A 13,566-nucleotide genomic window follows, 5' to 3' on the forward strand; every position below is an offset into this window, starting at 1 on the left:
CGGTGTACGCGGGAGGGTCGCGGGCGGGCGGCACGGGCGACAACGCGGCCGTTTCGCTCGCCGGAATCTGCCGGAGAGAAGCCGGGTGAGAACGGGACGGCGTGGCGGTGGCCCACCCCGGTCACGTCCGACCCCCAGCCGGACGTGACCGGCGGGACCGACTCCGTACCACGCCGCCGTCCGGACCCCGTTCTCGATCAGCTCTGACGCGGGGGCCTTCGGGACGGTTCCGGTGAGTTGGCGCAAGATAGGCCGGTGCCACGCGACATCTCCGACGACGACACCGGCCCCATCCGCCGGGTCCCCGCCGAGCCACGGGAGAACCGTCCCTCGGGTCCGCGCAGGCACACCGCCCGGCGCGCGACACCGGAGCGCGAATCCACGCGGCGGACCGCGCGACCGCGCAGCGCGCCACAGCGCCCTCAGGAGCCCAGGGAACCCGAGGAGCGCAGGGAACCCGCTTTCCCCGTCGGGCACGGCCACGGCCACGGACCCGCCGAACCCGCGTCCCGCCGGGTGAAGATGCTGCTGATCGCGCTGCTCGCCCCGCTCGCGCTGGCGACCGCAACCGGGGTGGCGCTGCTGTACCCGTGGGGAGAGCCGGCGGCGCTGGGCGCCAACGCGGTCGGCACGCCGGTGCACGGCGAGGTGACCGCGGCGGAGGCCGGGCCGTGTCTCGCGCCGGGGCAGGTCCAGGTGGGGGAACCGCCGCAGGGCGGCAGCGAGTGCCTCACCGTGGACGTCCTGCTCACCGACGGCGACGCCGAGGGCACTACCATCCGCAAGACGATTCCGCTCGAGCCGAGCACACCACGCTTCGCCGTCGGCGACGCCGTGGTGCTCGCCTACAGCGGCGCGCAGCCGGAGGACTCGGAGTCCTACCAGATCCAGGACTTCCAGCGCGGCACCCCGCTGCTGATCCTCGCCGGGCTGTTCGGGCTCGCGGTGATCGCGCTCGGCCGCTGGCGTGGCCTCGCCGCGCTCGTCGCGCTCGGGTTGAGCATCGTGGCGCTCGCCGTGTTCGTGCTGCCCGCGATCCTGCACGGCGAGAACCCGCTGCTGGTCGCGATCGCCGGCTCCGGGCTGATCATGTTCGTCACCCTGTACCTCACCCACGGCCTGTCCGCGCGGACGTCGGTCGCCGTGCTCGGCACCATGGTGTCCCTGACGCTCATCGGGATCCTGTCGGCGATCTTCTCGGCCATGTCGGAGCTGACCGGGCTCAGCGACGACACGTCCACGCTCATCGCCTCGCTCGGTCACGGCATCGACGCGCGCGGCCTGCTGCTGGCCGGGGTGGTGATCGGCGCGCTCGGCGTGCTCGACGATGTCACGGTGACCCAGACCAGCGCCGTGTGGGAGCTGCGCAGGGCGAACCCGTCACTGGGCTGGCGCGAGCTCTACGGCGCGGGCCTGCGCATCGGCCGCGACCATGTCGGGTCGGCGGTCAACACGCTCGTGATGGCCTACGCGGGCGCCGCCCTGCCGGTGCTGCTGCTGGCCTCGCTGTCGGGCGTGGGGCTCAGTTCGATCCTGGGCTCGCAGGACATCGCGTCCGAGATCGTCCGCACGCTCGCGGGCAGCATCGGCATCGTCGCCGCAGTGCCGGTGACCACCCTGCTGGCCGCCCTGATCGTCGTCCGGGAGGATCTGCCGGACCACATCAGCCCCGCGAATACCCTGTAGTCACACCAGCCCCACCGGCACGCCCCGCCTCCCCTTGGCAGCCGCCGGTGCGGTACGAAGTGGCGTGTCCAGGGCAACCTTCCCGGCTGGAGGCGCCATGTTCGGTTCAGCTCTCGCCAGCCCTCGCCGGGTGCTGGACACCGCGCTCCGAGCCGGCCGCGCCGCCCACGCGGCGATCGAGGCGCTGCCGAGGATCGCGGCGCTGCTCGGCGACCTGCGGGAGACGGGCGAACAGCTGGAACGGCTGTCGGTGTTCGCCGCCCAGGAACTGCCGGAGATCGTCTACCAGCTCGAGGCGATGCGCGCGCAGCTGACCGCGATCGAACGCCGCCTGACCACTCCGGGCGCGGACGGGCAGGCCGTCACTCCAGGGTCGCCACGAACCGGTTCACGGCGTCCATCGTGAAGCGCTGGACCAGCTTGCCGGACGGCGCCGCCGACGCGAGCCGGTAGAGCGGGCGGTCGGCCGCGGCGTCGCCGCGCGCCTCCGAGCGCAGCTGCGCGACGAGCAACTCCGAGAACACCACGCCGTTGGCGTCGATGTTGTTCAGCAGTGCGTCGGCCAGCCTCCGCAGCGCGAGGATGCCCAGCTCGCGACCACCGGTGCCGGCGTAGACGGCGAGGTCGATCTTGATGGCCTTGCCCCGCTCGGCGGCGTTGACCAGCAGACTCACCGTGCGGGTGCCGCGGACGTCGGAGACCAGCAGGTCGATGCGCCCCGCCGTGACGAGGTCGATGCGCCTGCTGCCCCAGTTGCGCACCACCACCGTCTTGCCCTCCAGCCACACCTGGCGGCGCGCGTTGTAGGACACGAGGTAGAGCAGCGGCAGCGCGATGATCCCGGCCACGACCAGCCCGGTCACCTGGCCGCCGATGAGGCCGGCGATGCCGCCGAACGCGGCCGCGAACAGAACGACGCCGACGAGCCCGGAAACCATGCGCTTGCGGCGCAGTGCCGCGTCGTCCCCGTAGAGCGGAATCCGGTCCGGCTCGGGACCCGGCTCGCGCTGGGCAGGTTCCGGTTCGGTCATGACATCCCCCCGCCGTTTTCCAGAAACGGATTCGTGGCCCGCTCGCGGCCGATGGTCGTGGTGGGTCCGTGCCCCGGAAGGACGACGGTGTCGTCGGGGTAGGTCAGCAGGGTACGCAGCGAGCTGGCGATCTCCCTGGCGTCGCCGCCGGGCAGGTCGGTGCGGCCGATGGAGCCCGCGAACAGTGTGTCGCCGGTGAGCGCGAGCTGCCCGCCCTCGTCACTGTCGAGCCGGAACACGGCTGAGCCGGGGGTGTGCCCCGGTGTGTGGCCGGTGGTGATCCGCAGCCCGGCCAGCTCGAGCGGGCCGTCGCCGAGTTCCCGGACGTCGCGCGGTTCGGTGAGGCTGACGGAGCCGAACGCGGCGGCGAGCTCCGGGCCGAGCCCCTTCAGCGGATCGGAGAGCAGCACGCGGTCCTCGGGCCGGATCCACACCGGGATGCCGTGCGCGTCGGCGATCTCGGCTGCCGAGTACACGTGGTCGAAGTGCCCGTGCGTGGCGAGCACGGCCGCCGGGGTGAGCCGGTACTCCCGCAGCGCGGCGTCGACACCCTCGCGTGCGCCCTCGCCGGGGTCCACGATCACACAGCCGTGACCGGCGTCGGCGGCCAGCAGGTAGCAGTTCGCCTGGAACGCGCCGGCCGGGAACCCGACGACGAGCACGAAATCCACCTCCGCGTTTGGGATCTGCCCCACCCTAGCCGCCCCTGTACAGGGTCCTCACAGACAGTGCCCATAGACTGCCGCCTACTGCCAGGCGGGTGACATCGAGAAGATCTGGGAGGGCAGGTGGCGACCAACCAGCAGCGCCGCGAGGCCGCGAAGCGCAAGCTCGAGCGGCAGCTCGTCCGCAGGGCCGAGCGGGCGAAGCGACGCAAGATCATCGGCGTCGGCGTGACCGTCGGCGTGGTGGTGGTCGTGGCGGGCCTCATCGTGGTGCTCTCCACCCAGGGTGGTGACAACGCCGCCGGTGAGCAGCCGAACGAGTCGCCGTCACCGGCGCCGTCGTCCGAGCAGATCGACATCCCCACCCAGCGCGTGCAGCCCGCCGCCAGGCCGGAGCCGCTGCCCAACCCGACCAACTGCGAGTACCCGGCCTCCGGGGAGCCCGCGAAGCCGGTGAACCCGCCGAACGGCCAGAACGTCTCCTCGCAGGGCACGGTGAACGTGACACTGCAGAGCACGGTCGGCGACATCCCGCTGACGCTCGACCGCGCGCTCGCGCCGTGCACGGTGAACAGTTTCGTCAGCCTGGCCGAGCAGGGCTTCTACACCGACACCTCGTGCCACCGCATCGGCACCACCGGCCTGCAGATGCTGCAGTGCGGCGACCCGACCGGCAGCGGCAGCGGTGGCCCCGGCTACGGCTTCGCCGACGAGACGTTCCAGCAGCTGAAGTACGGCCGCGGCATCCTCGCGATGGCCAACTCCGGCCCGGACACCAACGGCAGCCAGTTCTTCATGGTCTTCGGCGAGGCGCCGCTCTCCCCCGACTACACCGTGTTCGGGACGATCTCCGACGAAGGACTCGAGGTCATCGACGAGGTCGCGCGCGGAGGCCACGACGGCGCGTTCGAGCCGAGCCCCGGCGGCGGCAAGCCCAACACCGAGGTGAAGTTCACCGGCGTCACCGTCGGTTGATGCTGCTCGCGCACGTCAACGGAGCCCCGGCGACGGCGGAGCAGCTCGCCGTCCCCGCGGTGGTCAACTACGGCCACTTCACCTCGCTGCAGGTGCGCGACGGGCACACCCGTGGCCTCGAGTTGCACCTGCGCCGGCTCTCCGAAGGCACCAGGGTGCTGTTCGGCAGCGAACTCGACATCGCGCTGGTGCGGGAGTACCTGCGCCGCGCGGTCGACGGCGCCGGCGCCGTCACCGCCAGGGTCACGCTCTTCTCCCTCGCGGCCCCCGGCGGGCGGGTCGAGCCGGTGGACCCGGACGTGCTGGTGACCCTGCGGGCGCCGAGCGTCGCGTCCACCGCGCCGGTGCGGTTGCGCTCGGTGCGCTACCAGCGCCCGCTGCCGGAGGTGAAGCACGTCGGCACGTTCGGACTGCTGCACCACACCCGGGAGGCGAGGCTCGCGGGCTATGACGACGCGCTGTTCGTCGACGCCGGGGGCAACGTGTCCGAGGCCTCGATCTGGAACGCCGGGTTCTTCGACGGCGACACCGTGGTGTGGCCGCAGGCTCGACAACTGAGCGGCACGATGCGGCTGCTGCTCGAACGGGGTCTCGCGGCACTGGGCGTCGCGAGCGTCACCCGCCCGCTGCCGCTGGAGCGGGCGCGCGCCCAGCGCAGCGCATTCCTGTGCAACTCCGGCAACCCCGGCCAGCCCGTGTCGGCCATCGACGACGCGGAGCTGTCGGTGGACCCCGAGCTCACCGCGCTGCTGCGGCGCGCCTACGAGGGCAACCCGCTGGAGCGGATCTAGTGCCCTCCGGCGGAGAGCCCTAGCGGCCCAGGAACCCGGTCAGGGCCACGGTCAGCTCGACCGGACTGTCCTCGTGGACGAGGTGTCCCGCCCCGGGCAGGACCTCCAGCCGGGCACCGGGGACCAGGGCGGCGAGCTCCCGCCCTCTCGCGGCGGGGACCCACGCGTCGTCGGCACCCCAGCACACCAGTACGGGCAGGTCGATCGTGGCGTAGCGGTCCCGCATCGCGGTGGTGTACTCCGCGTCGGCCGTGCGCTGGGCGAGCTGCCGGTAGAACGCGCTGCCCTTCGTCGCCGAGCCACGGTGCGACGAGAGCATCCAGCACGTCCGGCCGCAGCTCCCGCGCGGCGGCCGAGCGGACGTACTCCCGCACGAGCGCGCGGTGCAACGCCGGGGGCAGCCGCTCGAACACGCCCGCGTGCTCGCCCGCCAGGCGGGAGAACGGGCTCCCCCACGGCCCCAGCGCGACCGCGTCGACGAGCGCGAGGCTGCGATAGGGCGCACCGTGCAGCAGGTGCGCGTCCAGCGCCACGGCCCCGCCCGAGTCGTGGGCGACGACGTCGGGCTCGGCGAGGCCCCAGTGCTCCAGCAGGTCCCGGAACACCTCGCCCAGCGCGGCGAGCGAGAGGTCCTGGCCGTCGAACTTCTCCGAGGAGCCGTACCCCGGCATGTCCCAGACGTGGACGCGGCGGCCCGTCAACGCGCGGGCGAAGCCACGCCAGACGTACGACGAGAACGGCGTGCCGTGCAGGAGTACCACGGGCTCGCCGCTCGGATCGCCGAAACGGTCCCAGCGCACGGTGCCGAGCCGGCTGCGCCAGGACTCACGCAGGTGCCACGCGTTCATCCCGCTCCCGTTCCGCTTGTCCCACCGGGCACGTCGCGTCGGTGGCGCAGCACTTCCGGTCGCACAGCCTGCACAGGTACTGGGCGTTGCCCACCTCGTCATAGAGCCGGGTGAGCAGCGTGGAGAGCAGCCGGTCGAGCGTCCGCTGGTCGTCCTCGTCCAGTACGGCGACGAGGTCGGTCAGGGGGCTCGCCCGCGCCGCGAGCACCTTCCGTGCCGCCTGGCTGCCCGCTCTCGTGGGGTGCAGCATCGTCATCCGGCTGTGCCACGGACTGGCCCGCCGCTCCACGAGGCCGTCCGCCACCAGCGAGTCGACCATGCGAGCCGCCGCCGACTGGGTCAGCCCGACGCGCCGCCCAAGCTCCGTCACGCTCAGGCCGGGATGGGCCGTCAGCGACACCAGCGCCGCGGCACCGCTCGCGCTGACCTTCGCGGCCTCGGTCGCGCCGCCGAGGGCCAGATCGGTCAGGGCGAGCGCGGTCGCGCCGAGCAGGTTCGCGGTCCGCCGGGAGTCATGCATCACTCATTACTACATGCATTACTCATGACTCGTCAAGCCGCCGGAACCCGACCGCAGTGAAGGCCACCATGCCTGCGCCCGCCCGTCTCCCCCCACCACCCAAACCGAGACGCTGACGCGCCGCTGTGCTCGATTCCACGCAGTGAAGGTGGCCTTCACTGCGGTCGGGCGGGCGGGCGGACTCGGTCAGCGGAAGGTGAAGTTCGGCGGGCGGCGTTCGAGGAAGGCGGCGACACCCTCGGCGTAGTCCTCGCCGTGCACGGCGGCGGCGCGGATCTCGTCCACTTCGGAGTCGGGTTCCGCCTGTCCCGCCACGATCTTCTCGATGATCCGGTTCATCCCCCGGATCGAGGCCTGCGAGCGCGAGCCCAGCGTCCGCACGAAGTCCATTGTGGACTCCTCAAGCGCACCGGCTGGGAACACCTCGTTGACCAGGCCCATTTCACGCGCCCGCACGGCGTCCACGAGCAGGCCCGACAGGAGGAAGTACCGCGCGTTCGCAGGCCCGACGAGCGACACGAGCTGGCGGGTGGAGTCGAAGTGGTAGACGATGCCGAGCTTGGACGGCGTGATGCCGAAGCGGGAACCCTCCGCGGCGAACCGGAAGTCGCTGGCCACCGCGAGCTGGCAGCCGCCCCCGATGCAGTTGCCCCTGATCATCGCCACGCTCGGTTTGCGCATGGACGCCAGCGCCGCGACCGCCGCCTCGACGGCCTTGTCGTAGGTGGCGCCGCCCTCCGCCGACGAGCGCAGGTCGCGGAACTCACCGATGTCGGCGCCCGCGGAGAAGTCCTCTCCCGCACCGGTCAGCACGAGGACCGTCACCGACGGATCGCGTTCGACCCCGGCCACGATGCCGGGAATCGCCGACCACATGCCGAAGCTGATGGCGTTCATCTTCTCCGGCCTGCGCAGCGTCAGCCGCGCAACCTCACCGTCATGCTCGAGCTCGATCCCGTCGGTCATGGATCCACACCCTAGGAGCCCGCGCGCGGGTCAGGAGGCGGACGTGACCCGGTACACGTCGTACACACCCTCGACGTTGCGCACGACCTTGAGCACATGACCGAGGTGCTTCGGGTCGCCCATCTCGAAGGTGAACCGGCTGACGGCCACGCGGTCGCGCGAGGTGGTGACCGACGCCGAAAGGATGTTCACGCGCTCGTCGGCGAGCACCTTGGTGACGTCGGAGAGCAGGCGGTGCCGGTCGAGCGCCTCCACCTGGATCGCCACGAGGAACACCGAGGACTCCGACGGCGCCCACTCGACCTCGACCAGACGCTCCGGCTGCTGGCGCAGGTCGTCGGCGTTGGTGCAGTCGGTGCGGTGCACGCTGACCCCGCCGCCACGCGTGACGAAGCCGAGGATCTCGTCGCCGGGCACCGGGGTGCAGCAGCGCGCGAGCTTGGCCCAGATGTCGCTCTCGCCCTTGACGATCACGCCGACGTCGCCGGCCCCGCGCCTGCGGGTGACCGTGGACGGAGTGGCCCGCTCGGCGAGCTCCTCCTCGGCCTCCTCCACGCCGCCGATCAGCGCGACGAGGCGCTGCACCACGTGCTTGGCGCTCGTGTGCCCCTCGCCGACCGCGGCGTAGAGCGAGCTGATGTCGCCGTGCCGCAGCTCCTTGGCGACCGCGCCCATCGAGTCGGCCGACACCAGGCGCTGGATCGGCAGCCCGACCTTGCGGACCTCCTTGGTGATGGCGTCCTTGCCGGCCTCGATCGCCTCGTCGCGGCGCTCCTTGGCGAACCACTGGCGGATCTTCGCCCGCGCCTTCGGCGACCCGGCGAACGACAGCCAGTCCCGGCTCGGGCCCGCGCCCTCGGCCTTGGACGTGAAGATCTCGACGACCTCGCCGTTCTCCAGCTTGCGCTCGAGCGCGACGAGTCTGCCGTTGACTCGGGCGCCGATGCAGCGGTGCCCGACCTCGGTGTGCACGGCGTAGGCGAAGTCCACCGGTGTCGACCCGACGGGCAGGGTGATCACGTCGCCCTTGGGCGTGAACACGAAGATCTCGCGCGTCGCGAGGTCGTAGCGCAGCGACTCGAGGAACTCGCCGGGGTCGGCCGCCTCCCGCTGCCAGTCGAGGAGCTGCCGCATCCACGCCATCTCGTCGATGTCGACGGCGTTGCCACTGTGTGTGCCCCTGGTCTCCTTGTACCGCCAGTGCGCGGCGATGCCGTACTCGGCGGTGCGGTGCATCTCGTGCGTGCGGATCTGCACTTCCAGCGGCTTGCCGTCCGGCCCGATCACCGTGGTGTGCAGCGACTGGTAGACACCGAACCGGGGCTGGGCGATGTAGTCCTTGAACCGGCCCGGCATCGGCTGCCACAGAGCGTGCACCACGCCCATCGCGGCGTAGCAGTCACGCACGTCCTCGACGAGGATGCGCACGCCCACCAGGTCGTGGATGTCGTCGAGGTCGCGGCCGCGGACGATCATCTTCTGGTGGATCGAGTAGTAGTGCTTCGGCCTGCCCTCGACCTTGGCTGTGATGCGTGAGGAGTCCAGCTGCTTGGTCAGCTCCCCGATCACCCAGCGCAGGTATGTGTCGCGGGACGGCGCGCGGTCGGCGACCAGGCGCACGATCTCGTCGTACTTCTTGGGCTGCAGGATCGCGAACGCGAGGTCCTCCAGTTCCCACTTCACCGTTGCCATACCGAGCCGGTGGGCCAGCGGGGCCAGCACCTCCAGGGTCTCCTTGGCCTTGCGGGCCTGCTTCTCCGGCGGCAGGAAGCGCATCGTGCGCATGTTGTGCAGCCGGTCGGCCAGCTTGATCACCAGCACGCGTGGGTCGCGCGCCATGGCGATCACCATCTTGCGGATGGTCTCGGCCTCGGCGGCGTGGCCGAGCTTGACCTTGTCGAGCTTGGTGACGCCGTCGACGAGCTGGGCGACCTTCTCGCCGAAGTCGGCACCCAGCTGGTCCAGGGAGTAGCCGGTGTCCTCGACGGTGTCGTGCAGCAGGGCCGCCACCAGCGTCGTCGTGTCCATGCCCAGCTCGGCGAGGATCGTGGCCACCGCGAGCGGGTGGGTGATGTAGGGGTCGCCGGACTTGCGGCGCTGCTCGCGGTGCAACTCCTCGGCCACGTCGTAGGCGCGCTGGAGCAGGGTCAGGTCGGCGTTCGGGTGGAGCTCGCGGTGGATCGCGGCGAGCGGCTCGAGCACCTGCTTCACGGACGCGGCACGCTGGGCGGTGATGCGCCGCGCAAGCCTGGCCCTCACCCGCCGGGTGGCCGAGGGCGCCCTGGTGGCGCCGCCGTTCGGGACAGGACGCGCGGGCTGCGCGGACGGTGCCGCCTGTGCCGGTTGCGACTCGCGCGCGTCACCGTCCGAATGGGCTGCCACGACGGAATCGAGCTCTTGGCCCACCCGCACCTCCAGCTCATCGCGCGGTTGTTAGACACCTAGCGTAACCCGCGGCGACGCCGGTCCGTGCCCTCCCCGGCTAGGAGCGCGCTGAACCACCGCTGCCCTACTGCGCGACGCCCAGACGGTGCCTCGCCGCGTTGTCGGAAAAGCCCGAGTACGACCCGGTACGAGGGCTTCCCTCCGCCTTGCGCGGCCGCCGTCTGGATATCGCCGCTCGCTACGGGCGGGGTTGTTCAGCACACTCCTAGAGCGTCCGCAGCGCGTGCACCGGCAGGCCCGCCAGCCTCGCCCTGCCGCCGAGGGCCGCCAGCTCCAGCACCACGGCGACGCCGGTCGGCTCGGCCCCCGCGCCCCTGATCAGCTCCGCCGTGGCGGCGGCTGTGCCGCCGGTGGCGAGCACGTCGTCGACGACGGCCACCCGCTCGTCCCCGGCCACGGACCCGGCGGGCAGCTCCAGGGTGGCCGTGCCGTACTCCAGCGCGTAGTCGACCCGGCCCGCCACGGACGGCAGCTTGCCCGGCTTGCGCACCAGCGCCACGCTGAGCCCGCGCGCGTAGCCGACCGCGGCGGCCAGCACGAAGCCCCGTGCCTCCACCGCGGCCAGCCGGTCCACTCGGTCGCCGATGACCTCGCCGAGCGCGTCGACCACCGCGGCGAACCCGGCCGCGCTGCCGAACAGCGGGGTCAGGTCACGGAAAAGCACCCCCGGCTCGGGGAAGTCAGGCACCTCCGCGACGAGATCCAGTGCCTCGTCGAGCTTCATCGCCTGCGCTTGCCCGTCGGCTTACCGGTGGGCCTGCCCGAACGCTGCTGCTGGCGCTTCTGCGCCGCCTTGGGATGCCTCGCCGGGACGCTGGCCGCCGCCGCGTACGCCTCCTCGCGGCGCAGCTCGGTGGCCAGTGCCTCGTCGTCGGCGGGGTCGAAGTCCTCGTCCGGCTCGCGCTCGGTCGCCTTGCGGGCCTGGTTCGCCCTGCGGGCGTGGACGCGCTCGGCCTGCTGCTGGTACTTCGGGTCCCGCATCTTGAGGAACACCAGCAGCGGTGTCGCCAGCAGCACGGACGACAGCACGCCGGCGAGCATGCCGGTCAGCTGCACGAGCGCGAGGTCCTGCAGCGTGCCGGCGCCCAGCAGGACGTAGCCGACGAGCAGCAGGCCGAGCACCGGCAGCAGCGCGATGATCGAGGTGTTGATCGAGCGCATCAGCGTCTGGTTCAGCGCGAGGTTGGCGGCCTCGGGGTACGTGCGCCTGGTGAGGTTCAGCAGACCGCGCGTGTTCTCCTTGACCTTGTCGAACACCACCACCGTGTCGTACAGCGAGAAGCCGAGGATCGTCAGCAGACCGATCACGGTCGCGGGCGTCACCTCGAAGCCCACCAGCGAGTAGACGCCCGCGGTGACCACGATGTCGTGGACGAGGGCGACGAGCGCGGCCACCGCCATCCACTTCTCGAAGTAGAGGATCAGGAAGATCGTCACCAGCACGATGAACACGCCGAGCGCGATCAACGCCTGCTGTGAGATCTCCCCGCCCCACGACGCGCTGACCGCGCTGTCGCTGATCACGGTCCGGCTCGGCTGCCCGCTGGAGTCCAGCGGCTGCAGCTCGCTGAACAGTGCCTGCTTGACCTGGGCGACCTCGTTGGCGTCGAGCGTGCTGGACCGCAGCTGGATGGTGGCCGCCTCGCCGACACCGACCTGCTGCGCCTCGGAGGCGTTCTGGCCGATCGCGCCCGAGAAGACCTGCTTCGCCTCGTCGGGGTCGATGGGGCCGTGCGCGCCCTGGGCCGGCAGCTGGATCTGGGTGCCACCCTCGAACTCGATGCCGAGGTTGAAGCCCTTGATGCCCATCGAGCCGATGCACACCAGCATCAGGATCCCGAAGGCGATGAACCACCGCTTGCGGTGCCCGACGATGTCGAACGCGCCGGTCCCCGTGTAGAGGCGGGTGAACACGGACTCCTTGCGGTCCTTCTCGGCCACGTCACGCCTCCTTCGCGGTCGCGCCGACATGGCTGGTGGACCTGCGTTTGGCCCCGAGTTTCTGCACGGCACCCAGTCCCGAGAGCTTCGGGCTCGACAGCCTCTTCGACTTGGCGATGAGCGCCACGAGCGGATGGGTCACGAGGAAGACGACGATCAGGTCCAGCACCGTCGACATGCCCAGGGTGAAGGCGAAGCCCTTCACCTCGCCGACCGCCAGCACGTAGAGCACGCCCGCGGCCAGGAACATGATCGCGTCGGAGGCGAGGATCGTGCGCCTTGCCCGCAACCATCCTCTCGGCACCGCGGAGCGGAACGTCCTGCCCTCGCGCATCTCGTCCTTGAGCCGTTCGAAGTAGACGACGAAGGAGTCGGCCGTGACACCGATCGCGATGATGAACCCGGCGACGCCGGCGAGGTCCAGGGTGAACCCGACCCAGCGGCCGAGCAGCACCAGCACCGCGTAGACGATCGTGGCCGACAGCACCAGCGACAGCACGGTCAGCACACCGAGTATGCGGTAGTAGAGCAGGCAGTAGATGAACACCAGCGCGATACCGATCGCTCCCGCGATCAACCCTGCCTCCAGCGAGGCGAGGCCCAGCGTCGCCGACACGGTCGTCGCGTCCGAGGACGAGAACGACAGCGGCAGCGAGCCGTACTTCAGCACGTCGGCCAGGTTCTTGGCCTCCTGCTGCGTGAACTGGCCGTTGATCTCCGTCTGGCCGTTGGGAATCGCCTCGGTGATGTTCGGCGCCGACACGACCTTGGTGTCGAGCACGAACGCGGCGCGCTGGTTGACGTTGGCGGAGGTGAAGTCGGCCCAGGTGTCGGCGCCACCGCTCTTGAAGGTCAGGTTCACGACCCAGCCACCGCGCTGCTGGTTGTAGCCGGACGTGGCGTCCTCGATCTCGGTGCCCTCCAGGAACACCGGACCCAGCACGTACTTCTCCGTGCCGTCCTCGTTGCACGTGGCGAGCGGCAGCCTCGGGTCGTCGTTGCCGACGAGGGGGTCGGCCGAACCGGGCCTGCACTGCAGCTGCGCGAGTGTCTGCGCCTGGAGCTGTTGCGCGGCGGCGACCGCGGCCTGGTCGTTCGGGTTGGCGGGCAACAGCGCCTGGTTCTGCCTGGCCTGCCTCGCCTCCTGGATCTCGGCGGCGGCCTTCTCCTCCGGAGTCTGGTCGTCGTCCTGCTGCTGCGCCGCCTGCGGCGCGCTGCCGCCGCCGTCGGCGGGCGGCTGGGACGGCTCGCCCGTCGGCGGCGCCGAGGACTCGGGAGCCTGCCCGGTGCCGGGCTGCTGCTGCGGGGCGGCACCGGCCGGCTCCGCGTAGATGACCTGGCGGAAGCCCAGCTTCGCCGTCCGGCCGAGGGTCTTGGCCTGCTCGCCCTCGTCGCCGGGCACGGTGATGACGACGTTGTTGCCGTCGAGGAGCACCTCGGCACCGCTCACACCGATCCCGTTCACGCGGGTCTCGATGATCTGCCGCGCCTGCTCCAGCTGCTCCCGCGACGGCTCGGAGCCGTCCGGGGTGCGCGCGGTCAGGGTGACCCGTGTTCCGCCCTGCAGGTCGATGCCCAGCTTCGGCGTCGGCTGCCGGTCACCGGTGAGGAACACCAGCGCGTACAGCGCGACGACGATCAGGACGAAAAAGCTCAGGTAGCGTCCCGGGCGGATCTGCCCGGCCGGTGGTGCCACGG

13 protein-coding genes and 1 pseudogene are annotated in these 13,566 nt (G+C 71.3%); 4 read left to right on the forward strand and 10 right to left on the reverse strand.

Annotation, left to right across the window (positions count from 1 at the left end):
- Positions 1 to 255 precede the first annotated feature (255 nt).
- Positions 256 to 1,686, forward strand: a complete 1,431-nt coding sequence (locus FCN18_RS27945; RefSeq protein WP_137096503.1) for a YibE/F family protein — start codon at positions 256 to 258, stop codon at positions 1,684 to 1,686.
- Positions 1,687 to 1,783: 97 nt separating this feature from the next.
- Positions 1,784 to 2,092, forward strand: coding sequence for a hypothetical protein (locus tag FCN18_RS27950; protein ID WP_112274570.1), 309 nt, complete (start codon positions 1,784 to 1,786; stop codon positions 2,090 to 2,092).
- On the opposite strand, the gene FCN18_RS27955 is transcribed toward FCN18_RS27950, so the two are convergent.
- Positions 2,049 to 2,717 (reverse strand): hypothetical protein, encoded by a 669-nt coding sequence (locus FCN18_RS27955; protein WP_113643652.1) that lies wholly within the window; start codon positions 2,715 to 2,717, stop codon positions 2,049 to 2,051. The genes FCN18_RS27950 and FCN18_RS27955 overlap by 44 nt on opposite strands.
- Positions 2,714 to 3,379, reverse strand: coding sequence for an MBL fold metallo-hydrolase (locus tag FCN18_RS27960; RefSeq protein ID WP_137096538.1), 666 nt, complete (start codon positions 3,377 to 3,379; stop codon positions 2,714 to 2,716). The genes FCN18_RS27955 and FCN18_RS27960 overlap by 4 nt, the downstream gene beginning before the upstream one ends.
- Positions 3,380 to 3,505: 126 nt before the next feature.
- On the opposite strand from FCN18_RS27960, the gene FCN18_RS27965 reads away from it, so the two are divergent.
- Together FCN18_RS27965 and FCN18_RS27970 are read left to right on the forward strand one after the other, a co-directional pair.
- Positions 3,506 to 4,357 (forward strand): peptidylprolyl isomerase, encoded by an 852-nt coding sequence (locus tag FCN18_RS27965; RefSeq protein ID WP_112274574.1) that lies wholly within the window; start codon positions 3,506 to 3,508, stop codon positions 4,355 to 4,357.
- Positions 4,357 to 5,148, forward strand: a complete 792-nt coding sequence (locus FCN18_RS27970; RefSeq protein ID WP_228714160.1) for an aminotransferase class IV family protein — start codon at positions 4,357 to 4,359, stop codon at positions 5,146 to 5,148. The genes FCN18_RS27965 and FCN18_RS27970 overlap by 1 nt, the downstream gene beginning before the upstream one ends.
- 19 nt (positions 5,149 to 5,167) lie before the next feature.
- Here the strand turns inward: FCN18_RS27970 and FCN18_RS40730 are convergent, their stop codons facing one another.
- The 8 genes and pseudogenes from FCN18_RS40730 to secD all read right to left on the reverse strand — a co-directional run bounded on the left by FCN18_RS40730 (position 5,168) and on the right by secD (position 13,564).
- A complete protein-coding gene (locus FCN18_RS40730; RefSeq protein WP_323808381.1) occupies positions 5,168 to 5,374 on the reverse strand; it encodes an alpha/beta fold hydrolase in 207 nt (68 codons plus the stop codon).
- Positions 5,322 to 5,996, reverse strand: a pseudogene (locus FCN18_RS27975) (alpha/beta fold hydrolase); the annotation flags it as partial. The pseudogene FCN18_RS27975 and the gene FCN18_RS40730, both read right to left, overlap by 53 nt.
- The gene (locus FCN18_RS27980) at positions 5,974 to 6,516 is read right to left on the reverse strand and encodes a MarR family winged helix-turn-helix transcriptional regulator (RefSeq protein WP_137096504.1); all 543 of its coding nucleotides are present in this window, start codon (positions 6,514 to 6,516) and stop codon (positions 5,974 to 5,976) included. The gene FCN18_RS27980 and the pseudogene FCN18_RS27975, both read right to left, overlap by 23 nt.
- Before the next feature lie 186 nt (positions 6,517 to 6,702).
- A complete protein-coding gene (locus FCN18_RS27985) occupies positions 6,703 to 7,482 on the reverse strand; it encodes an enoyl-CoA hydratase-related protein (protein ID WP_137096505.1) in 780 nt (259 codons plus the stop codon).
- Positions 7,483 to 7,512: 30 nt separating this feature from the next.
- Positions 7,513 to 9,888 carry a RelA/SpoT family protein gene (locus FCN18_RS27990; RefSeq protein WP_113643696.1) on the reverse strand — a complete coding sequence of 792 codons (2,376 nt, stop codon included), beginning with the start codon at positions 9,886 to 9,888 and terminating at the stop codon, positions 7,513 to 7,515.
- A gap of 244 nt (positions 9,889 to 10,132) precedes the next feature.
- A complete protein-coding gene (locus FCN18_RS27995) occupies positions 10,133 to 10,651 on the reverse strand; it encodes an adenine phosphoribosyltransferase (protein ID WP_137096506.1) in 519 nt (172 codons plus the stop codon).
- Positions 10,648 to 11,898 (reverse strand): protein translocase subunit SecF, encoded by a 1,251-nt coding sequence (secF, locus tag FCN18_RS28000; RefSeq protein ID WP_137096507.1) that lies wholly within the window; start codon positions 11,896 to 11,898, stop codon positions 10,648 to 10,650. The genes FCN18_RS27995 and secF overlap by 4 nt, the downstream gene beginning before the upstream one ends.
- Positions 11,870 to 13,564 carry a protein translocase subunit SecD gene (gene secD, locus FCN18_RS28005; RefSeq protein WP_112274582.1) on the reverse strand — a complete coding sequence of 565 codons (1,695 nt, stop codon included), beginning with the start codon at positions 13,562 to 13,564 and terminating at the stop codon, positions 11,870 to 11,872. The genes secF and secD overlap by 29 nt, the downstream gene beginning before the upstream one ends.
- Positions 13,565 to 13,566 lie beyond the last annotated feature (2 nt).

The organism is Prauserella endophytica (assembly GCF_005146945.1).
Lineage (GTDB): Bacteria > Actinomycetota > Actinomycetes > Mycobacteriales > Pseudonocardiaceae > Prauserella_A > Prauserella_A endophytica.